This is a genomic window from Streptomyces sp. NPDC041713 (genome assembly GCF_055591085.1).
This window is the reverse complement of sequence record NZ_JBVIZY010000019.1, coordinates 1-20,086: the sequence shown is the minus strand read 5'-3', so window position 1 is coordinate 20,086 and position 20,086 is coordinate 1. Positions and strand designations below refer to the sequence as shown.

Genomic DNA, 20,086 nt, shown 5'->3' with positions numbered 1-20,086 from the left:
GCTCCAGAGGATGCTGCGGACGAACACACATCTTAGAACGGCTAACACAATGACGTGGGTCGGCTCTGGTGGCCGTGTCTCGTAGACGAGTTCAGCGTCAGTTCGCGCCTCTACTTGGCGGCGGTGATCTTTCGTAGGGCGGCCTGCGCGGCCCAGTAGCCTGACATGCCGTGTGCACCGGCTCCTGGAGGCGTGGCAGCCGAGCAGATGAAGACCTCGTCGACCCCGGTGGCGTAGGGGTGCAGCGTGACGCGGGGGCGGAACACGAGCTGCAGCGGGTCGTTGGAGCCCGACACGATGTCGCCGCCGACGTAGTTGGCGTTCTTGCGGGACATTTCGGTGGTGCTGCACACGGCTGTGCCGCGGATGCGGTCGCGGAAGCCGGGCGCGAAGCGCTCGATCTGGGCGACGATTGCCTCCGTCGCGTCCCCGGTGTAGCGGGCCGGCACGTGGGCGTAGGTGTAGAACGGGTGCACGTCGTCGACGGACCGCGACGGGTCGGCGATGTACTGCTGCGCTGCCAGGACGAATGGCCGGTCCGGCATGCGGCCGTGGGCGATGGTCGCCTCGGCTGTCGCGATCTCCTCGAATGTCCCTCCGACGTGCACCGTGCCGGCGTGTCGGCTCGGCTCGTGCGTCCATGGCACACCGCCCTCGACGGCGAAGTCGACTTTGAAGGCGCCCGGGCCGTGGCGGTAGGCGCGGTACGCGCGTGCGACATGCCGTGGGAGTCGGTCGCCGATGATTTCGGCCGCGGCGCCGGGGGCGGTGTCGAGCATGACGAGGTCGATGGGTCCGAGCTCTTCGAGGCTGGTGACTGTGCGTCCGGTCTCGAACAGCACGCCCCGCTGCTTCGCTGCGGCGATCATCGCCGTGGAGATGGCGGCCGAGCCGCCGACGGCGGCACCCCAGCCGTACCGGTGGGCGGCTGTGCCGAGCGCCACGCCGATGGCCGAGGACGCGAGGGCGCCGAGCGGGCGGAAGGCGTGAGCGGCGAGCCCGGCGAGCAGGGCGCGGGGCTCGTCCCCGTGCCAGCGTCGGGCCAGGAGCGAGGCGGGTTGCCCGGCGTACAGTCCGAAACGGCCGAGGTGGAGCGGATGCCTTGGAATGTGGAGCACCGGCTGCAGGAACTCGTCGGCGATCGTGTCGAAACGGTCGTTCAGCGAGCCGAACACGCGGGTCCAGGCGCGGCCGTCGCGCCCGCCGAGGTGACGGCCGGTCTCCTCGACCGAGCGGTAGGCTGCGGCGCCGCGTCCGTGGTCGAGCGGGTGGGCGTACTGCACGGGCGGTTCCACCCACGACAAGCCGTGTTCGGCGAGGTCGAACGCCTTCGAGAACCGCGTGGCGATCGCCAGTGGGTGGATCGCCGCGCACACGTCGTGCACAAGTCCCGGAAGCGTCAGTTCCGCCGAGCGCGTGCCGCCACCCAGGGTGTCGGCGGCCTCGATGACGCGCACCCGGACCCCGGCGTCGGCCAGTACGAGCGCGGCCGCGAGGCCGTTGGGGCCGCTGCCGACGACGATAGCGGTCGTCACGATGTCTCCTCGTCCGAGCTCACGGCTGATGCACTCTTCGACGTGACGGTGGTGCGCAGTCGTGGCTTGTCGAACTTGCCGACGGGGTTCTTCGGTACCTCGTCGATGCAGGTCACCGAGGTCGGCAGCTTGAACTTCGCGATCCGCTGCGTCAGGAACGCGACGAGTTCGTCCTCGTCGAGGGACGCGCCTTCCTTCAGGACGACGAACGCGACGGGTTCCTCACCCATGACGGGGTGGGGGCGGCCGACGACCGCGGCCTCGAGGACGGCGGAGTGTGCGTGGATGGCTTGCTCGATCTCTTGGGGGTAGATGTTCTCGCCACCGCGGATGATCATGTCCTTCACCCGGTCGACGATCCGCAGGTAGCCGTCCTCGTCAAGGACGCCTACGTCTCCGGTGTGCAGCCAGCCGTCTTTGAGGGTCGTGGCGGTCTCCTCGGGCCTGTTGAGGTAGCCGCGCATCACCGTGGGGCCCTGGATGACGACCTCACCGCGCTCGCCCCGCGGCACCAGGGTGCCGTCCGGGGCCATGACGGCGACCGTCTGGCCGGGGAGGGCGACGCCGACCGTACCGGCCCGCGGACACCGTCGAGCGGGTTGCTCGTCGAGGCGCAGGTGCCCTCGGAGAGCCCATAGCCCTCGACGAGCACCACACCGAAGCGTTCCTCGATCCGACCGATGAGATCGGCCGGCATCGGAGCCGCTCCGCAGGCGACGAAGCGCAGCGAGCTGGTGTCCGGCTCGATCTCCGCGGGCAGGTTCGCGAGCATCGTGTAGATCGCCGGGACTCCCGAGAAGTAGGTGGGACGAGCGGTCTCGAGGGTTGCGAAGAAGGTCTGAGGGTTGAAGCGCCCGGCGATGGTCGCCTGCCCGCCCGCGCGCAGGGGTGACAGGACGCTGACCACGATGCCGTTCACGTGGAAGAGCGGCAGGATCAGCAGGCTGTGGTCGTCCTCGTCAAGCGACAGCGCTTCGACCATCGCTGCTGTCATCGCGTCGAGGTTGGCGTGGGTGAGCCCGACGCCCTTGGGACGTCCGGTAGTGCCGCTCGTGTAGACGAGCAGGGCCAGATCGTCGAGGTCCGGCTCGGCCGGGCCCACGTCGACTCCTGCGTCGGTCGCGGTGAGGTCCTCGGGTGTGAGTGTCGTGACGTCCTCCAGCGAAAGGCCATCGTGGGTGACAAGTACGCGCGAGCCGGAGTCGGCGACCTGGTACTCGACCTCGCCGTGGGCCAGGGCGGGGTTCACCGGCGTGACGGCGGCGCCGAGGCGCCAGGCGCCGAAGAGCGCGACCACAAGGTCCGTCCGGTTCGGCAGTCGGACCGCGACCACCGTGCCGCGCGCCACCCCGTGGGCCGCGAACACGCGGGTCGCTGCCTCAACCCGTGCCGCGAAGGCGTCGTTGGTGAGCGTGCCGACGGTCTCGTCGGAGAGGCACGGGCTGTCGGGCCGGGCGCCGGCGCGCCTTGAGGGAAGAGATGCGAAGTGCATGGGGCGTCCTTTGAGGAAGGGGGCAGCCAGCGAGGGGTCAGACGGGTGTCTCGTCGGGACGGTTTGGGTTCGCGCCGAGGGTCTGCCGACGGTGGTAGTCGTCGGCGGTCCAGGTGACGTTCAGCGGGACGGGTCCGTTGGGCAGCCACGGCTGCTGCGCCACGCAGTCGGCGACCTTCCACGTCCCCCGCTCGACGACGCCCAGGGCGGCGTCGATCACCTGATACTGCTGGGTGCGCCGGTGGATGGGCTGGGACTCGACCCAGACCACGACCAGGTCGCCGGGCTCGAGGTTGAGGCGTTTTTGCACGGCCGCGACGAGGCGGGCGTCATGCATGTGGCCGTCGCCGAAGTTGAAGCCGAGGATGGTGTTGCACACGAACTCACCCTCGCGGACGGTGCGGGTCTCGATGTCGGCGAGGTGCGTGTACAGAAGCGAGAACAAGCCGCGCCCCTGGCTGTGCATCGAGCGCCAGGCGAGTGCCTTCTGCAACGTCATCTCGGCATCGTCGCGCTCGTACGGTGTCGGGAGCATGCGCTGCAGTTGGTCGATCTGGTTCTCCACGCCGGGCAGTTCGTTGAGCCGTTTCTCCACGCCGGGCTTCATCGCCCACACGGCCGAGGCCCAATTCCCCGCGTACTGGCGCATGGAGGGCAGGAAGGAGACGAGGTCGGGACGCAGGTTGCCCAGGACCGGCCCCAACATCAGCAGTGCGAAGACCGGGGTAAGCAGCAGCGGCTCGGAGAAGCTCCAGATGTTGTAGGTGCCGGGATCGAACCCGACCCACAGGACGATCGCGATGAACCCGAAGAAGACATTCCACTCCAGTGGGACGGCGATCGGGAAGGTCGAGGCGATGAAGATGTGGAAGGCCAGCATGCACACCGCGCCAATCAGCGCCACAGTCGCGCTCGTGGTGAGCAGCAGGGTGATCGGGACGATGATCTCGACGGCGGTGCCGCCGACGTGCGCCATGAAGTAGGCGACGCGGGAGGGGCGCAGATCATTCGGGGCGTCGCGGTAGTGCAGACGCTTGACGGTTCGTCCCGGCATGGCCGGGCTGTTGGAGACCATCGGCGGCACGACGTTCTCGAAGTGGGCACCGAACTTGGACACGCCGGCGCCGATCCACACGACGCAGATGACGATCTTGAACACCACGACGAGGTCGACGAAGTCCGCAGTGCCGCTGATGGTCCCCAGCAGCGCGGAGAACAGCATGATCGGCAGGTACTGCTCGGACCGGCCGGCCAGGAAGACGACCTTGTCGCGCAGGCCCATCAGGGGCATGAGGACGAGAACGGGGATGAAGTACTGCGGCGCGATGAGTTCCTGCGTGCCGGTGCGCGCGGGAAGGAACTCGCTCGGCACGGGCTCGGCGTGCGCGGCCAGCGGATAGACGAGGCTGGCGAGCACGCCGACGTAGAGCGCGACGTCGAACCAGGTGCGCTCGTCGCCGCCGGTGAGCGGCACGCGGCTGCCCCAGGGTGCCATGCGGATGGTGCCGGGACGGATCCAGTACCGAATGTTGCCGATCATCGGACGGAAGTGGCCGCACAGCGGGCCGAACGCGCCGCCGAGTCCGATGACCTCCAGCAGCATCAGCCACACGGCCAGCTTCTGGTACACCACGATGTTGTGGTACCAGGAGCCGACGTCGGTGAACTCGATCCCGGACGTAGCCGACGCGATCCAGATGCCGACGCCGAAGTAGAGGCCGAACATCTTGATGATGTAGACGATGTTCAGCACACGCGGTGTACCGAACCCGTCGTCGACCCAGTGTGTGCTGAGGATGCGGACGCGCTCGCGCAGGGGAAGCCTGAGGAAGGTCGCCGGCTTGACCGGCTGCGGCGACGGGTTGATGAAGCCCATGAGTGCTCCTCGTGGTGGTGGCCAGTGCAGCACGCATCGGTCGCTGCCCCGCAGGCGTTGGCGCGCCGACGGCTTCCGAGGCCGCGTCACGCGATCCGGCCGCACGGACTTTAAGGAGTCGGTGAGACCTGGGACACTGTGCTCGCGAACCAAAAGACTTGCTCGGGATTGGTCTCCGTACGGTCTTCTAGCTGCGGCTCGAGGAGTGACAATCCATGAGCCCGCCGCGCACCTGTGCCCGGGGACCGACACACGACGAAAGGCCGACCATGGATCCCTCGGCGGACCGCGACGAGATCGCCCGCCGCGCGGCCGCCCGCGTCGCGGACGTCGCCGCGGCCACGAGCGCGCAGCTCGACGACGTCGCGCGCGTGCTGCAGGTCGAGCTAGCCGAGTCGATCTCGGAGCTTCGCGGAGACCAGCTGATGCTCGACCTCCTCTACGCGAGCGTGGAAAGCAACGTGAAGACTTTCTTCCACGTCACGCAGTACGGGGTCCCGGTCGACACGGTGGAGGCGCCGTGGCCGGCCGTCGAGTACGCGCGGCGTCTTGCGCAGCGCGAGATCTCCTCGAACGCCCTGCTGCGCGCATACCGACTCGGTCACCGGCGCGCCCTTGACTGGGTGGCCGGTGAGCTGGCCGGCGTCGAGCCGGACGGCAGGGTCTCCTTCGCGGCGTTGCAGATGCTCCAGGACGCCGCCTTCGCCTACATCGACCGGGTTTCCGAGCAGGTCGTGGAGGAGTACGAGACCGAGCGGGAGCGTTGGCTGACGAATCGCAACACGATCCGCACGGCCACGCTCAGCGCGCTCCTGGCCGGAGACGAGGTGGACGTGGCCACGGCGGAGCAGGTCCTTGGCTACCGACTCCGCCAGGAACACCTCGGGCTCGTCCTGTGGGCGGATGAACGGACGGCCTCGACGGGGCCGCTGCAGCGTCTCGGGCAGCTGACCAGCGCGATTGCCCAGGAGGTTGGTTCGGAGTCAGCGCCGCTGTGCGTCCCGCAGGACCGCTCGCTCAGCTGGGGCTGGGTGCCGCTGCACGCAGGGGCGAGCATCGACCTCGATCGCTTGGCCCGAGTCCTTGGTGAGGCGGGGGATGAGGTGAAGGCGGCGATCGGCGCGGTCGGGACGGGACTCGCGGGCTTCCGTGCGACACATCGCCAGGCAGTGCAGGCTCACCGGGTCGCCGTCATCGGGGCTGACCGGGCCCACCAGGTCACGTCGTTCACCGCCCCCGGCGTCCAGGCAGCCGCGGTCCTCGCAGGCGACCTCACCCTTGCCCGCGACATCGTCGCATCGATGCTCGGGAGCCTTGCACAGGACGACGCAGGTGCCGAGCGGCTGCGTGAGACCCTCACCGTCTTCCTCCAGCAGAACCAGAGCTTCGTCGCGACCGCCGCGAAGGTCCACCTTCACAAGAACACGGTCAAGTACCGGGTGGATAAGGCAATGCAGCTGAGGGGGCGGCCGATCGACGAGGACCGGTTCGACCTCGAGCTCGCGCTCGCCGCATGTCGCTGGCTTGGACCCGCCGTACTGCCCCGATCTCCGTGATCTCCACCAGATCCCCGCACGGCAGAGAACGCATTGGTCCACGACCACGGCACGAGCCGCACTTTTTGGTGTGTCCGACCGAGGACTTCTTCGTCTGCACCAACGAGTCTGGGCGCCTCGCCACGACGGCGACCACGCCGTGCACCACGAGGATCACCAGCACACCGGCGTGTTTCACGGGCCCCCTGGCGACGTGACGATCACCGCACCGTCTATGACGCGGTGACGGCGCGGCGACTGCGGGAGCGGCGCGCGAGGGCGGCGAGGACCGGCGTCCGCAGCAAAGAACCATCTATCGCCTTGAACGTCATTCAAGGCGATATGCCGAGACGAGGAGTGCACCATGGCCGAGCCGTGCAACGGCACGTTCACGACGGCGGAGGAGTGGTTCGACTCCAGCGGCACCCGCTGCGCTGCGCGCCTCTACCGACCCACCACTGCAGACCGGCCGCTGCCCGTCGTCGTGATGGCCCACGGCTTCGGCTCGGTACGTGCGCTGCGGCTCTACACCTACGCCGAACGCTTCGCCGCCGCCGGATACGCCGTCATGGTCTTCGACTACCGCAACTTCGGGGACAGCGAGGGCGAGCCGCGCCAGGTCCTAGACATCGCGATGCAGCACGAGGACTGGCGCGCCGCCCTCAGCTACGCCAGGTCGCTCGAGGGGGTCGACCACACCCGAGTCGTGGCATGGGGGACGTCGTTCGCCGGCGGTCACGTCATCACCATCGCCGGCCAAGGAGAGCCCCTCGCCGCCGTCATCGCTCAGGTCCCGCACGTCAGCGGCCCGGCAGCGGTGAGGTCGACCGGCCTGCGGGCCGCTATCAGGGTCGCCGTGCCGGGGATTCGTGACGCGATAGCGGCTCTGCTCGGTCGCGAACCTGTGTACGTCAAGAGCGTCGACCTTCCCGGCCGCACTGCGATGATGACCTCGCCGGACGCCTATCCAGGCATGCACACTCTCCTGCGTGAATCGGGGCTGAAGGAGGACGCCTACCCCCACACCGTGGCAGCCCGCATCGCGCTCAGGATCGGCCTCTACTCGCCCCAGCGCTGGGCCGGGAACATCAAGTGCCCGGTCCTCGTCCAGATCGTCGCGCAGGACGCGATCACTCCTCGGCGCGTCGCCGAACACGCAGCAAGCAAGATGCGGCACCCCACCGTCCGTGTCTACGAGGGTGGTCACTTCGATCCATATGTCGAGCCCCTGTTCGACACCGTCATCACGGACCAGATCGAGTTCCTGCGCCACCACGTCCCTTCTCTGCCAACGGAGGGCGCATAAGCGCCATCCCGAACCGCTCTAGAACGGCTAACACACCGACTGGAGTCGCCGGTGGGCGATGAGGCAGCAGGCCAGTTTGAGGAAGGCTTCATGGATGTCGGCCCGGCGTTCCCAGCGCACGCGAAGTCGTCGGAAGCCGTGGAGCCAGGCGAAGGTGCGCTCTACCACCCACCGGTAGACGCCGAGTCCGGTGCCGTGGCGGGTGTTTCGGCGGGCGATGGCGGGCACGATGCCGCGGGCTCGGACCTGGTCACGGTAGATGTCGTGGTCGTAGCCGCGGTCCGCGAACAGCGAGTCCGGTCTGCGTCGCGGGTGGCCGACCCGGCCGCGGACGGGCGGGATCGCGTCCAGCAGGGGCAACAGCTGGGTGACATCGTTGCGGTTGCCGCCGGTGAGGATGACGGCGAGCGGGGTGCCGTGCCCGTCGGTGATCACGTGGTGCTTGGAGCCTGCCCGGCCCCGGTCGACTGGCGAGGGGCCCGTGTGGATCCCCCTTTTAGGGCCCTGACGTGGGAGGAGTCGACCGCGCAGCGGGACCAGTCGAGCCGTGCGGCCGCGTTCAGTTCGGCCAGCAGGACTTCGTGGAGCCGCTGCCAGACACCGGCTTGGTTCCAGTCCCGCAGCCGGCGCCAGCATGTTATCCCGGAGCCGAAGCCGAGCTCCTGGGGAAGGTGTTCCCACTGGATGCCGGTGTGCAGCACGTACAAGATCCCACACAGGACCTGTCGGTCCGGGACCGGTAGGCGACCGGGGTAGCGAAACCGTCGTTCCTTCTTCGGCAGCAGCGGCTCGATCCGCTCCCACAAGTCGTCCGGCATGATCCACGGCGATGTCCCCACGTCGCAGACAACGCCCAACTCGCCTATCAGGCACGGCTACCAGGGCCGATGCACTTCATTGTGTTAGCCGTTCTTAGGGCGCGTCGACCTGGCGGTCGTGCCACCACCGGTCTGGAGCAGCCAGCTCGCTCACGCCTCAACAGTCCCGTCCTCCGTCCACACCCCTTCCGCACCCTGTGCAGTGTGCGATCGGCGCCCGCCCCTCACCCCGTGGACGTCGATTGCCCTCTCGCCTGCGGCGGCGTGGCGGGCGCGGGTCTCCGAGGCGCGGCACCTGGGTGCCGGGTCTCCGAGGCCCGGCACCTGGGTGTGATCCGCCTTGAGCGCCGCCGGCTGTGCAAGGACTCGGTCGGCGAGAGCTACGGCGCGATGGCGGAGGTGCTGGCCGGCCTGACCTGACCGTTGGCCGGTTCGACGCGGATGTGGACCCGCCGCAGGAGCGCGTCGGCCTGCTCTTCGACCTCGTCGGCGTCCGGGCCGGTGACGACGAATGATCCCAGCCGGTGGCCGTTGGCGCACGGCCTGTGGACGGTGGAGCCGATCGCAGCCCGCCAGCGGGCGAACGGAACGCCCGGCCCGGTCTTCGGGAAGCCGTAGAGAGATGTCAGCCGTCCGGCGTGCGGGCAGGTCACGAACCGCGGGGCCGCCAAGCGCTTAGAAGGCACGTGCTCTATCCACTGAGCTACGGGGGGCTGACCTGCGTAAACGCAGCTTCCGGGCGCTGTCCCCCGGGGCGTGGGGGACGCATGGGGGAATCGCGGATTCCCGGTGACCGAGGGACGCGAGCGCTCCTCGATCAGGCCGTACGTAGGGTCTCACATTATCTTCACGCCCCCGAAGCCTCTCGCGGAAACAATCCCGCACCTCATTGGCGTTGGTGATCTCCGAGCCGAGGAGGGAAGGTGTCGGGCCTGAAGCTGTTCCGCACGGACACGACGAATAGCGGCATGACGGAGGTCATGCCGCGTCTTGCTGAGATCGAGGCAGATGTGCAGGATCTCGTTGAGGCGCACATGGAGACGCTGCTGGGGGTGCGGTTCCTGGCGAGCGAGTACAGCACCGGACCGGTGCACGGGGGCCGGATCGACTCGCTCGGGGTGGACGAGAACGGCTCGCCGGTCATCGTTGAGTACAAGCGCGGCACGGATGCCGGCGTGATCAATCAGGGCCTGTTCTACCTGGCCTGGCTGATGGACCACCGTGCCGAGTTCGAGTGCCTGGTCCGCGACCGGCTCGGGACGACGGCCGCGTCCCAGGTCCCGTGGAGCGGCCCACGCCTGATCTGTGTCGCCGGCGACTTCACCCGCTACGACGTGCACGCCGTGCGTGAGCACCGGCGTTCGATCGACCTGGTCCGCTACCGACTCTTCGGCAGCGACCTGCTCGGCCTTGAGACCGTGGCCTCCGTGAGCGGCGGCATGCAGGTGACCCGCCGGGCGCGGCGCCAGTCTGTTGCCCAGGCATCGGCCGACGTCCAGGGCGCCGCGATGGCGGAGCTGGCCGGCGCGGTCGACGAGGTCCTGCTCGGGCTCGGGGACGGCGTGAACCGTGTGGAGCGCAAGCAGTACCGGGCATACCAGCGACTGCGGAACTTCGCCTGCCTGTGCCCGCCGCAGCGGACCAAGCTGCTGGTTTACCTGAAGGTCAACCCGAAGGACGTAACCCTCGTTCCGGGCTTCACCCGAGACGTGTCCGGCCTCGGGCACCACGGGACGGGCGATCTAGAGGTCCAGCTCCGTACGCCGAGGGACGTGGAGCGGGCGCAGGATCTGTTCCGGGCAAGCTACGCGGCGGCATGATCGCCTATCGGCTGGCCTCCGGGCTGAGGCCGCTTCTTAGCTGCAACTGTGGTCGTGGAGTAACGCCCTTCGACGGGTGGATGGGACGTGGCGGTGGACTATCAATGATGCGCGGGATCGCCGGTTTGGCTAACCGGCGATCCCGCGCTATGTTGCGCGGCCGTGCCCCGATCTACAGCTAGCGGCCCGCGCCAGCGCGTCTGTTCGCGAGGTGGCTGGGGATGCGCTGGAAGATCTGTCGGCGTGCTTCGTAGTCGTCCAGGTTGTCCTTGTAGAGCTGCGCTCTGTCGCCATAGCGGTGGGAGAAGCGGACCTGAAGTGCGCCGGGCTGTCCGATGCTGCTGCGGGCGTAAAGGCGGCATCCACAGTAGAACGCGGCTGGGTTGCCGCAGTAGCAGTCCAGGTCTGTGCCCGCGATCGGCAGTCCGCATTCCGGGTCCGTCAGCAGGTTGGCGAAGCCCTGGTGGTAGCACGCGGTTTCAGCCACGGGTTCGTTGATGTATTCGATGATCCATTCCGTGCCGCCGTCTTTGGTGAGGTTGGTCCAAGCCGTAGTGCTCAGGGGCACGCCGACATGGTTTTCGACAGACAGAGCATCGACGTCACCCGACAGGACCGGGTCACCGTCGTCTGCTTCCGCAACGAGCTGGACCTCGAAGACACCACCGAGGCGACGCTCGCGTTGTCCCGTGCCCTCGCCGATGGGCCTACCGACGGGACGCTACTCGACCTGTCCGGCCTCACCTTCGCCGACAGCACCCAGCTCAACGTGATCCTGCGTGCCCACGGAGAGCACCTGAACGCCCAACGGCCCTTCGTTCTCGCCGGCCCGTACCACCCCGGTATCGCGCGGCTCTTCGAGGTCACCGGTGTCACCGACGTCCTGAACCTGGCCGACACCCGCGACGAGGGCATCCGGCGCGTCCATCGGCTTCTCGACACCGGCAACGCCTCCGCACCGGCCTCCGATCAGAGGCACCCGCCGTCCGCCTCCATGTGAGCGCGCTGTACACGTAGATGGCCCTGCACACTTTGATGAAGGGGTGGGTCCCGCCGTTCGCGGCGGGGCCCACCCCTTTCCCGTCACTGGCCTAGATTTTCGAGCTGCTTCGCTTCGGGGGACGCAGCAGGACGGCTGCCATGGCGGCTGTGGCGGCCAGACCGACGGAGGCGAGGGCCAGCACGGTGGTGAAGCCCCGGTCGTAGACCTGTCGTGCTGCACGCAGCAGCGCCTCTGCGGTGTGGGGCGGGAGGCCGGGAGCAACATTCTCGGCGCCTGAGAACGATTGGCCCGCTTCTGCTCGTTGATGGGGAGAGAGGCCTGGCACCTGGGGCAGACCGGTCCGGTACACGGCGGCAAGGACGGTGCCGAGGACGGCGACGCCGAGGCCGGCGCCCAGTTCGAAGGAGGTCTCCTGGATCGCGGCCGCCTCTCCGGAGCGCTCCGGCTGGGCGGCGCTCATGATGGAGTCGGCGCCGAGCGTCATCACGATGCCGGCGCCGTATCCCGCGCTGAGCAGTGGTGGGAGCAGTACGCCGTAGTGGTGTGTGTCGCCGGTGATGGCCATGACGGCGAGAGCGGTGGCGAAAAGGGTGAGTGCCGCGGTGAGCGCCCACCGGTTGCCCCATCGATGGGAGACCCAGGGCGCTGTGACGGCGCCGACGGCATTGGCGGCGGCCAGGGGCATCAGGGCGAGTCCGGCGCGCAAGGGTGTGTACTGACCTACTTGCTGGAGCCACTGGGTGAGGAAGAACAGCAGGGCGACGTATGAGCCGAAGCAGCCGATGACGCACAGGGTGGCGGTGGTGAAGCGTCGCTCGCGGAAGAGGGAGAAGTCCAGGAGCGGCTCGTCGATGCGTCGCTGGCGGCGTACGAAGCGGTGGAGCATGATGCCGCCGATGGCGGCCGTGGTGACGATGAGCCAGTTCACCCCTGCGTGTTCGCCTGCCTGCTTGAGCGCATACACCAGGCAGGCCAGACCTGTTACGGACAGTGCCACGCTGGCCAGGTCCCAACGGCGGGGAACGGGATTCCTGGACTCGGGGATGACCCGGGCACCGACGGCCAGGAGAACGACGATGACGGGGACGTTGATCAGGAACACCGCGCCCCAGCCCCACCGCGCGGTGACCAGACCGCCTACCAGGGGGCCGACGGTGGCACCGACGCTGTGAGCGGAGGTCCAGATCCCGATGGCGAGGGCGCGCTCACGGTCGTCGGTGAAGACGACTCGGATGATGGCGACCGTGGATGCCATGATCATGGCTGCGCCGATTCCGAGCGCAGACCTCGCCGCGATGAGTTGTGCCGTCGAGGTGGAGAAGGCCGCCCCTGCCGAGGCCATGCCGAAGACGGCGAAGCCGCTGAGCACCATGCGGCGCCGACCGATGCGGTCGCCGAGGGTGCCGCAGGTCACGAGCATGGCCGCGAGCGTGAGCGAGTAGACGTCGACGATCCACAACAGCCCCGCGGGAGTGGGGTCGAGTTCCCGGCTCATGCTGGGTACGGCGACGTGCAGCACGGTGAGGTCGATGCCACACAGCAGCAGGCTTCCCGACACCACGGCCAGCACCAGCCACCGCCGCCCGGAGGAGGCCTCTGAAGGCCTCGCACGTTCCGTCGCCTCGGTTGTCCGCACCGGTGCAGGTGCCTCCTTGTTTGACATACGCTCACTTTCGGGGAGTACTGACACGAGCCACAAGTACGGTCTTTGTTGTCCCCTACGCACACTCCGTATACCGATGGAGGTCAGCAATGCGTTCCAGCACCGAGGGCGCCCCGGACCAGTGCGCGGTCGAGTTCGCCATGGAACTACTCGGGGGCCGCTGGAAGCTGGCCATCCTCAAGCAGCTGGTCGCGCGCAGCCACCGCTTCGGGGAACTGAGGCGCGCCCTGCCCGGCGTCACCCCGCGCATGCTGACCCGCCAGCTGCGGGAGCTGGAGACCGACGGCCTGGTGATACGGACCGTGTATGCCGAGGTGCCGCCGCGGGTCGAGTACGCCCTCACCGAGATCGGGCACAGTCTGGACTCCATCACCGACGAGCTGGACAAGTGGGGCCGCTGGTACCGCGAGACGGTACGCCGCGATGCGGCCTCCGGCCTCCGCTCCCCGGCGTGACCAGGGGCGAAGGCCGGACAGGCCGGCATCACAGCGTCGTACAGACCTCGTCGTAGGCGAGTCGGGGTGCCCGTGGCCCCTCGTGCCCGGGCTCAGGCCGTCCGAGGTTGATCACGAGCAGTGCAGAAAGGCCGCCGGCCGGGAAGAACTCCCGGTTGACGCCGTCCTCGTCGAAGCCGCTCATAGGCCCCGCGGCGAGACCGGCCGCCCGTACCCCGATGATGAAGTAGGCGGCCTGCAGAGCACCGTTGAACCGTGCGGACCTCTCCCGGGAGGGCAGATCCCCGGCGTACAGATCCGCGGCCCCGGGGAAAGCTGGGAACAGCTCAGGAAGCCTGCGATGGAATTCGGTGTCCACCGCAAGCAGTGCGGTCAGGGGCGCGCGCAGAGTTTTCTCCCGGTTCCCTCGTGAGAGATGACGGGCCAGCCGCATTCGGCTGTCCGACGAGCGGAGCAGAAGAAATCTGAGGGGTTGCTGATTGAAAGCGGTCGGACCGTCGCGGATGAGGTCGTACACCGCGCGGACCGTTTCATCGTCGACGGGTTCGCCCGTGAAGCGGTCCGCGCTGTGTGCCTGCCTGAACAGCTGGTCCTGAGCACGAGTGTCCAGGACCAGCCGGGGTGCGGTGGGGATCTTCATCTGGTACCGGTCTCAGAATTCCGCGAGATTCTGCCGCAGAGTGTTGCCGGGTGTATACGCCGACCGGGTCAGGCCGCGGCGCTGCAGTGCGGGTACCAGGCCGTCGGTGATATCGGCGATCCAGCGCCGGTTCAGCCGCAGCACCGGAGTCGTCAGCATGAAGCCGTCGCCACCGACTTCCTCCATCGCTTCGCCCATTTTCTCGGCTACGTGGTCCGGCGTACCGATCAATTCCAGCGAGGAGACGAGTCCTCCGGCGCCGTCGATGACGAGTTCCCGCAAGGTCTTGCCGCTGCCCCATTGCTGCAGTTGGTCCAAGGAGCCTTGTTCGCCGTTGGTCTCGAGGCGGTACGGCAGCGGCTTGTCGAGGTCGAACTTGGCGAAGTCGATCTCTGTGAGCGCGGATGTTTCGGCGAGGATGTCGTGGATGAACTGAGGGGAGGAGACCATCCGCTGGTACTTGTCCCTGGCGTCCTGTTCGGTTTCGCCGACGGTCGGCGTCACGCAGAACAGCACCTTGACTTCATCGGGATCGCGTCCTGCAGCCTCGGCGTGTTTGCGCACGTCGTCGCGGAACTGCTTCATGCCGGACACGCCATTGGCTATGGCAATGAGGGAGTCCGCGTTGCGGGCCGCGAACCTTCTGCCCCGGGGGGAGGCGCCGGCCTGCACGAAGGCGGGCCGGTGTTGCGGGGAGGGCACGGTGTTCAGCGGGCCACGCACACTGAAGTGCTCACCTTTGAAGTGGATCGGCCGGACCTTGGTGTGGTCGGCGTAGATCCCGTTCTCCCGGTCGAGTACGACGGCATCTGCGTCCCAGGAGGCGAACAGTTGCCGCACCACGTCGACGTACTCGTCGGCCGCCGCGTAACGGACGTCGCGCGGTGGCAGCTCCTTCAGGCCGAAATTCTGGGCGGCCAGATTCTCGGCGCTGGTGACGATGTTCCAGCCGAACCGGCCACCGAGCATGCTGTCCAACGTCGAGGAGAGCCGCGCCGTGATGAATGGCGGGTACGCCATGGTCGACAGAGTAGCGACGATGCCCAGGTGAGAGGTGGCCAGCCCCATCGCGGTGGCGAGCGGGACCGGATCGTGCTTGGGCGCGACCATCCCCTGGCGCAGGGCCCGCTCGGAGGAACCACCGTAGCTCTCGGGGACCATGAGCTTGTCCTCGATGATCACGTAGTCGAAGCAGGCGCGTTCCAGGGCCTGGGCGACCTCCGTGTAGAACTTGCCGTCCCACGGGGAGCCGCCGGTGCCGAACGGGCCCTGCCAGTCATCGGGGGTGAAGTTGAAGATGAAGGAGAGATGGAACTGCCGCGTCATTGGTCTTTCCCTCCGGACTGTGCGGTGGATTGGCGCTCCGGTGCGGTTCGACGTCGGTCGGGCTGCACCCATGCGAACAACAGCCCCTCACCCGCCCGCACCAGGGTTGTCGCCTCATCGACGACGTGGCGCAAGAGCTTCTCGCCAAGCGCGGCACTCGAACCTGACGTTGTTGAGAGAATGCCGTGGGTGGTGGTCTTCTCCACGTCGACAGGGTGGAGATAGACGCCCGCCCGGGGCGGTTGATCGTGATCCGGCCGCTGCTCGGTGACGAGGTGCGGACGCAGGTGGAGCATCAGGCTGGTCTCGGTGACCCCGGCGTGCTCGGCGTGCCAGCCGGGGAATCGGGGAATCTCTGCGTCGGTAAAGGATTCACGCACCAAGCTCCACCAGCTGAACGCGAAGACCTCCGTTCTGTCCAGCAGGCCCTGCTCGCGTACCTGGTCCAGCGCCTCGAAGAGGAACGGCTCGTTCTCGTAATGGCCGTTGACCACGATGAGCCGGGTCATGGGGAGAGCAGCCAGGGAGCTGATGGTTTCTCGCAGAAAGCGGATCAGTGTCTCTCCGGTCACGTGCACGGTTCCGGGGAAGTTCATGCCGCCGCCGCTCTGCGGCAGCGACCGTGCACCGATGGCCTGCGCGGGGAGAGTGAGGGCATCCAGATCCCGCGCGATCTCGTCGGCGAATGCCTCTGCGAGCAGCAGGTCGACGGAGAGCGGCAGGTGCGGGCCGTGCTGCTCGATGGCTCCAATGGGCCAGATGACGGTACGTCCGCGTACAGCGTCGGTGACCTGGCTGCTGGTCAGGTCGGTGAGCCGAAGAACGTCCGAATGTGCGCTGCTCATATGGCGGCGCCCTCGGACTCACGGTCGGTCGGCACCGGAGGCTCACTTTGTGCGGCAGCCAGTGCCCGGCTCTCCGTCAGGATGCGGTTCAACGTCTGATACATGTCGGTGTGCAGGGCCGTGTAAACCTGGACCGCGTCGGCGCCGACGTTGAGGTAGTCGGCCACGTCACGGCCGCTGGTGACGCCGCCGCACCCTAGGACGGGCAAGTCGATGCCACGCCGCCGCAGTTGCCAGATGGCGGCCAGTACCAGAGGCTTGATGCCGGGGCCCGAGTAGCCGAAGACGCCGTTCAGTTCCAGGTCCCCGGTGGCAGGGGAGATGGCAGCACCCGAGATCGTGTCGCTGATCGTGACGGCGTCGGCACCGCCGGCGATGGCGGCGCGCACCCGGTCCTGCATGCCCTCACCGATGGCCAGCTTGACCGACATCGGAAGGCTGGTGTTGTTGCGGGTTTCGGAGGTGTAGGCGTAGACCCGGTCGGGGTTGTCATCCTCCAGGCCGTCCTCTTCGTTGAGGCACGAGATGCCTAGTTCCAGTGCCCGGCAGCCGGCCCTCTCGACGTCTTTGGCCAGTGCGGCCAGTTCGGCCGGGGAGTCGGCATGGAGGGAGGCGATGACGGGGAGTTGGTCACCGGCGAACGAGCGCAGCACCTGAAGCCAGTGGTTGACCGGGCGCTTGGAGTAGGTGGTGCTGTTCAGCATGCCGACGGGTAATCGCAATATCCGCTCGTCCAGCCCCTGGGGCGGGTTGGGGTGGATGGTCTTGGTGACTACGGCTCCGGCTCCTTTTTCTATGAGTTTGCGGATGTTGCGTTCCTGGTCCGTCAGCAGTCCGGATCCCACGATCACCGGCGTACTGATCGGCAGGTCCAGAATGGTCGTGTCGGGCACTGAGTGACTCCGTCCGGGGGCGTTATGGGAAGAGGGGGCTTCCTAGGCGACCAGACTCGCGCCGACTGCCTCGCGCTGCTGTTCGGTCGCGGCGAGCACGGCGTCGATGACACGACCCGGCTTCTCGGCGAACTCCTCGAAGTCGATGACCTGGACGAAGCCCACCCGGTGCAAACCCTTGAGGAGGTGGCTCGCGGAATCGGCGAACGGCTGCTTGGTGATCAGCACGATGGGGCGACCCATGGCCGTGGCCCAGCCGAGTTCGACGTGGGTGCCGTCCGTACGCCGCAGTATGCCGTCATCCAGAACGGGCAGGACGGGGACGAACACGTCGCACTTCTTCATCCACCGGAAGTCACGCACGGAAACCTGATCGGGTGTGAAGGCCGCGGTCTCGGCGCCGAACCTCTCGACGACGTGCGCCGAGAAGACGTTGCCGCCGTGCTCCTTGACTGTCCCGATCACCGTGGTGATGGCGGTCTCCAGGTCGTTGGCGAAACCGTTCTCCAGGATGGCGTGCTGGATCGGCCCGCCGACGAAGACATCGAGGCCTGCGAGAAGGCCCGCCTTCTGCGTAGGCGTCGCTTCCCTGGTGGTGGTCTCAGTCATGGCGTACTGGTCCTTTCAACGAAGGTGGAGGCCCACTGCCAATGGGCCGATCAAGGAGGGATGCCAAGGTGGCAGCCGCGTTTCCCGGCGTCAGCCAAGGGGCTGACGCGCACGCAGGGGTGGGCTGCTGTCATCCGGGCGGCAGAGTGTGTGGCGCGCCTCGGCCCTCGACGGCGGTGCCGAGAGCAGCACGAAGGCAGAAGAGGTCAGCGGGAGGCGGCGATCCGCGCGTAGCGGCTGCGGTGGTACAGCAAGGGCTCTTGCACGGCATTCGGCTCGCCGAGTCGGCACACGTCGCCGACCACCAGGAGGTGGTCGCCGCCGTCGTGTTCGGTGTGCAGGCGGCAGTCGATCCACGCGGCAGCGCCGACCAGATGAGGCGATCCGTCTGGTGAAGCGGCCCAATCGATCTCGCTGAACTTGTCACCGCCGGAACGAGCGAACCGCTCGCTGAGCTGGCGCTGGCTGTGCGCCAGCACGTTCACGCAGAAGCGCGCGCGCTCCCTGATGGTGGGCCAACTCGTCGAAGTGCGGCCGACCGACAGCACGATGCGCGGTGGATCGAGGGAGAGGGAGGAGAACGCCTGACAGGTGAACCCCACGGGCCCCTGCGGCCCCATGGCAGTGACCACCGTGACGCCGGAACAGAAGTTCCCCATAACCGAGCGGTATGCACTAGAGGTGACAGGGGAGCGCACTGCTGTGGGGGTGCTCTCGCTTAACAAGGTCGGTCCTCTCGGCCTGGGCGGCCGCATGGTTACGGCGTATGCACTGTCCGTCACGACCGTGACGGAGTAACAGTCTGCACCAGGTGATCGATGGAGACAACACCCATATCTTTTTCGTTAAAGAACCTGCAATCATGCCTCCATGGAGAAGGATTCAGACAGCCTTGAGCTGATTGATCAACGTATCGTGGCTGCCCTCCAGATCAGTCCGCGGGCAGGCGTCGCGGAGATGGGGCGCATCTTGGGCGAACACGAACGTTCGGTGGCGCGACGGGTACAGCGGCTCACCGCTGAGGGTGTCGTTCACTGCACGGCGGAGTACGACCTGTCACGGTGCGGGCTCGGCCGTACCGTGCAGGTCTACCTCAACGTTCCCGGGGCCGGCCTGGAAGAGGTCGCCGGCGGGTTGGCGAAGCACAGCGACGTGCTCAACATCGCCGCCGTCAGCGGGAGCGGTGGCCATCTGTGGTGCGAGGTCCTGGTCCCTTCCCTGCCACTTCTGCATTCCCTGACAGCGGAGCGGATTTCGAGCCTCTACGACGTGGAGACACTCGGCCATCACATCACTTTGCGCTCCTTCAAGACCGAGGCGCAGTGGCACGCTCCCGTCCTGACCGAGGAAGAACAAACGCGCTTGCGGGCCAGTATGGCCCGGCCCCTGGCCGTCGCCTCAGGCCCGTACGAACTAACGCCTACCGACGAACGCGTGGCCGCGTCTCTGGTCAGCGACGCCCGCATCAGCCTGACCGACCTTGCCAAGCACCTGGATTTCTCCACTGCCACGGCCGGACGGCGTCTGGCCGCGCTGCTGGAGCGCCGAGTTCTTCGCCTGCACACGATCGTGGATCCGGCTCTGCTGGGCTACCCGGTCGAGGCCCGGATCTGGCTGAAGACCCACCCTGGAGAGACTGGCACGGTAGGCGAAGCCATGGCGGCCTGCCCCCGCGTGCGCCGCTGTGCCGCCATGACCGGACAGTACAACTTGCTGGTAGATGTGGCTCTCGAACACGAGGCCAGCTTGTACGACTTCCTCGTCCGCGAGCTGGGGCCGTTCCCTCAGATTTTCGGCATCGATACAGAGATCTTGACCAAAAGATACAAACGCGGACCAGTCGCCGGCTACGGAAACCGGTAGCACCGTAGGCCCGTTCCGCATCCATGCCGCAACTACGGAAGGCCTCTCTCAGTCGTGCATCTGAAGCCCGCCATCATCAAGCACATCTTCGTCACCGGGGGTGTCGCCTCTTCCCTCGGCAAGGGTCTGACTGCCTCCAGCCTGGGTGCGCTCCTCAAGGCGCGTGGCCTGCGCGTCACGATGCAGAAGCTCGACCCGTACCTGAACGTCGACCCCGGCACGATGAACCCCTTCCAGCACGGTGAGGTGTTCGTCACCAACGACGGCGCCGAGACCGACCTGGACATCGGCCACTACGAGCGCTTCCTCGACGTCGACCTCGACGGCTCGGCCAACGTCACCACCGGCCAGGTCTACTCGCAGGTGATCGCCAAGGAGCGGCGCGGCGAGTACCTCGGCGACACCGT

The 20,086-nt window shown here is 67.4% G+C and carries 19 protein-coding genes and 2 pseudogenes; 7 read left to right on the top strand and 14 right to left on the bottom strand.

Going from position 1 to position 20,086, the window contains the following annotated elements; all coding sequences use genetic code 11:
• Positions 1 to 110 precede the first annotated feature (110 nt).
• The 4 genes and pseudogenes from ACZ6CV_RS34960 to ACZ6CV_RS34945 form a co-directional block, all read right to left on the bottom strand.
• On the bottom strand, positions 111 to 1,535 hold the full coding sequence (locus ACZ6CV_RS34960; protein ID WP_469255630.1) for a phytoene desaturase family protein: 1,425 nt from the start codon (positions 1,533 to 1,535) through the stop codon (positions 111 to 113).
• Positions 1,532 to 1,873, bottom strand: coding sequence for an AMP-binding enzyme (locus ACZ6CV_RS34955; protein WP_469255737.1), 342 nt, complete (start codon positions 1,871 to 1,873; stop codon positions 1,532 to 1,534). The genes ACZ6CV_RS34960 and ACZ6CV_RS34955 overlap by 4 nt, the downstream gene beginning before the upstream one ends.
• Before the next feature lie 171 nt (positions 1,874 to 2,044).
• Positions 2,045 to 3,027 (bottom strand): annotated as a pseudogene (locus ACZ6CV_RS34950) (class I adenylate-forming enzyme family protein); the annotation flags it as partial.
• 37 nt (positions 3,028 to 3,064) lie between these two features.
• Positions 3,065 to 4,903: a DUF3556 domain-containing protein gene (locus tag ACZ6CV_RS34945; RefSeq protein WP_469255628.1), complete on the bottom strand. Its 1,839-nt coding sequence runs from the start codon at positions 4,901 to 4,903 to the stop codon at positions 3,065 to 3,067.
• A gap of 215 nt (positions 4,904 to 5,118) precedes the next feature.
• Between ACZ6CV_RS34945 and ACZ6CV_RS34940 the strand changes: the two genes are divergently transcribed.
• A complete protein-coding gene (locus tag ACZ6CV_RS34940) occupies positions 5,119 to 6,459 on the top strand; it encodes a PucR family transcriptional regulator (protein WP_469255626.1) in 1,341 nt (446 codons plus the stop codon).
• A 343-nt stretch (positions 6,460 to 6,802) separates the two neighbouring features.
• Positions 6,803 to 7,744 (top strand): alpha/beta hydrolase, encoded by a 942-nt coding sequence (locus ACZ6CV_RS34935; protein ID WP_469255625.1) that lies wholly within the window; start codon positions 6,803 to 6,805, stop codon positions 7,742 to 7,744.
• 27 nt (positions 7,745 to 7,771) lie between these two features.
• Here ACZ6CV_RS34935 and ACZ6CV_RS34930 read toward each other — a convergent pair.
• Positions 7,772 to 8,562 (bottom strand): IS5 family transposase gene (locus ACZ6CV_RS34930; protein WP_469255624.1). Its coding sequence is split into 2 segments (ribosomal slippage): positions 7,772 to 8,244 and positions 8,244 to 8,562, totalling 792 coding nucleotides; the frame shifts between segments, so codons are not numbered across the junction.
• 380 nt (positions 8,563 to 8,942) lie between these two features.
• Positions 8,943 to 9,248, bottom strand: coding sequence for a hypothetical protein (locus ACZ6CV_RS34925; RefSeq protein ID WP_469255623.1), 306 nt, complete (start codon positions 9,246 to 9,248; stop codon positions 8,943 to 8,945).
• 237 nt (positions 9,249 to 9,485) lie between these two features.
• Here ACZ6CV_RS34925 and ACZ6CV_RS34920 point away from each other — a divergent pair, with 237 nt between their 5' ends.
• Positions 9,486 to 10,382, top strand: coding sequence for a DUF5655 domain-containing protein (locus ACZ6CV_RS34920; RefSeq protein ID WP_469255621.1), 897 nt, complete (start codon positions 9,486 to 9,488; stop codon positions 10,380 to 10,382).
• Positions 10,383 to 10,560: 178 nt separating this feature from the next.
• Here the strand turns inward: ACZ6CV_RS34920 and ACZ6CV_RS34915 are convergent, their stop codons facing one another.
• Positions 10,561 to 10,950, bottom strand: a complete 390-nt coding sequence (locus ACZ6CV_RS34915) for a hypothetical protein (protein ID WP_469255620.1) — start codon at positions 10,948 to 10,950, stop codon at positions 10,561 to 10,563.
• A 6-nt stretch (positions 10,951 to 10,956) separates the two neighbouring features.
• Between ACZ6CV_RS34915 and ACZ6CV_RS34910 the strand changes: the two genes are divergently transcribed.
• On the top strand, positions 10,957 to 11,382 hold the full coding sequence (locus tag ACZ6CV_RS34910) for an STAS domain-containing protein (protein WP_469255618.1): 426 nt from the start codon (positions 10,957 to 10,959) through the stop codon (positions 11,380 to 11,382).
• A 91-nt stretch (positions 11,383 to 11,473) separates the two neighbouring features.
• Here the strand turns inward: ACZ6CV_RS34910 and ACZ6CV_RS34905 are convergent, their stop codons facing one another.
• Positions 11,474 to 12,946 carry an MFS transporter gene (locus ACZ6CV_RS34905; RefSeq protein WP_469255616.1) on the bottom strand — a complete coding sequence of 491 codons (1,473 nt, stop codon included), beginning with the start codon at positions 12,944 to 12,946 and terminating at the stop codon, positions 11,474 to 11,476.
• A gap of 191 nt (positions 12,947 to 13,137) precedes the next feature.
• Here ACZ6CV_RS34905 and ACZ6CV_RS34900 point away from each other — a divergent pair, with 191 nt between their 5' ends.
• Complete coding sequence (locus tag ACZ6CV_RS34900) at positions 13,138 to 13,503, top strand: winged helix-turn-helix transcriptional regulator (protein WP_469255614.1); 366 nt, start codon at positions 13,138 to 13,140, stop codon at positions 13,501 to 13,503.
• A 28-nt stretch (positions 13,504 to 13,531) separates the two neighbouring features.
• Here ACZ6CV_RS34900 and ACZ6CV_RS34895 read toward each other — a convergent pair whose 3' ends face one another.
• The 6 genes from ACZ6CV_RS34895 to ACZ6CV_RS34870 form a co-directional block, all read right to left on the bottom strand.
• The gene (locus ACZ6CV_RS34895) at positions 13,532 to 14,143 is read right to left on the bottom strand and encodes a malonic semialdehyde reductase (protein WP_469255612.1); all 612 of its coding nucleotides are present in this window, start codon (positions 14,141 to 14,143) and stop codon (positions 13,532 to 13,534) included.
• 12 nt (positions 14,144 to 14,155) lie between these two features.
• Positions 14,156 to 15,469 (bottom strand): NtaA/DmoA family FMN-dependent monooxygenase, encoded by a 1,314-nt coding sequence (locus tag ACZ6CV_RS34890; RefSeq protein WP_469255610.1) that lies wholly within the window; start codon positions 15,467 to 15,469, stop codon positions 14,156 to 14,158.
• Positions 15,466 to 16,314 (bottom strand): creatininase family protein, encoded by an 849-nt coding sequence (locus ACZ6CV_RS34885; protein WP_469255608.1) that lies wholly within the window; start codon positions 16,312 to 16,314, stop codon positions 15,466 to 15,468. Before ACZ6CV_RS34885 ends, ACZ6CV_RS34890 begins: the two co-directional genes overlap by 4 nt.
• Complete coding sequence (locus tag ACZ6CV_RS34880; protein WP_469255607.1) at positions 16,311 to 17,207, bottom strand: beta/alpha barrel domain-containing protein; 897 nt, start codon at positions 17,205 to 17,207, stop codon at positions 16,311 to 16,313. Before ACZ6CV_RS34880 ends, ACZ6CV_RS34885 begins: the two co-directional genes overlap by 4 nt.
• A 42-nt stretch (positions 17,208 to 17,249) precedes the next feature.
• Positions 17,250 to 17,816: a hypothetical protein gene (locus ACZ6CV_RS34875; protein WP_469255606.1), complete on the bottom strand. Its 567-nt coding sequence runs from the start codon at positions 17,814 to 17,816 to the stop codon at positions 17,250 to 17,252.
• 206 nt (positions 17,817 to 18,022) lie between these two features.
• Positions 18,023 to 18,475, bottom strand: a complete 453-nt coding sequence (locus tag ACZ6CV_RS34870) for a flavin reductase family protein (protein WP_469255604.1) — start codon at positions 18,473 to 18,475, stop codon at positions 18,023 to 18,025.
• A gap of 211 nt (positions 18,476 to 18,686) precedes the next feature.
• Between ACZ6CV_RS34870 and ACZ6CV_RS34865 the strand changes: the two genes are divergently transcribed.
• Complete coding sequence (locus ACZ6CV_RS34865) at positions 18,687 to 19,679, top strand: Lrp/AsnC family transcriptional regulator (protein WP_469255602.1); 993 nt, start codon at positions 18,687 to 18,689, stop codon at positions 19,677 to 19,679.
• A gap of 54 nt (positions 19,680 to 19,733) precedes the next feature.
• Positions 19,734 to 20,086, top strand: a pseudogene (locus tag ACZ6CV_RS34860) (CTP synthase); the annotation flags it as partial.

Bases quoted from the DNA above. Each gene is read 5' to 3' on its own strand.
- ACZ6CV_RS34955 (WP_469255737.1), bottom strand. From the start codon at position 1,873: ATGATCATCCGCGGTGGCGAGAACATCTACCCCCAAGAGATCGAGCAA.
- ACZ6CV_RS34945 (WP_469255628.1), bottom strand. From the start codon at position 4,903: ATGGGCTTCATCAACCCGTCGCCGCAGCCGGTCAAGCCGGCGACCTTC.
- ACZ6CV_RS34940 (WP_469255626.1), top strand. From the start codon at position 5,119: ATGAGCCCGCCGCGCACCTGTGCCCGGGGACCGACACACGACGAAAGG.
- ACZ6CV_RS34935 (WP_469255625.1), top strand. From the start codon at position 6,803: ATGGCCGAGCCGTGCAACGGCACGTTCACGACGGCGGAGGAGTGGTTC.
- ACZ6CV_RS34910 (WP_469255618.1), top strand. From the start codon at position 10,957: ATGGTTTTCGACAGACAGAGCATCGACGTCACCCGACAGGACCGGGTC.
- ACZ6CV_RS34900 (WP_469255614.1), top strand. From the start codon at position 13,138: ATGCGTTCCAGCACCGAGGGCGCCCCGGACCAGTGCGCGGTCGAGTTC.
- ACZ6CV_RS34895 (WP_469255612.1), bottom strand. From the start codon at position 14,143: ATGAAGATCCCCACCGCACCCCGGCTGGTCCTGGACACTCGTGCTCAG.
- ACZ6CV_RS34890 (WP_469255610.1), bottom strand. From the start codon at position 15,469: ATGACGCGGCAGTTCCATCTCTCCTTCATCTTCAACTTCACCCCCGAT.
- ACZ6CV_RS34885 (WP_469255608.1), bottom strand. From the start codon at position 16,314: ATGAGCAGCGCACATTCGGACGTTCTTCGGCTCACCGACCTGACCAGC.
- ACZ6CV_RS34875 (WP_469255606.1), bottom strand. From the start codon at position 17,816: ATGACTGAGACCACCACCAGGGAAGCGACGCCTACGCAGAAGGCGGGC.
- ACZ6CV_RS34870 (WP_469255604.1), bottom strand. From the start codon at position 18,475: ATGGGGAACTTCTGTTCCGGCGTCACGGTGGTCACTGCCATGGGGCCG.
- ACZ6CV_RS34865 (WP_469255602.1), top strand. From the start codon at position 18,687: ATGGAGAAGGATTCAGACAGCCTTGAGCTGATTGATCAACGTATCGTG.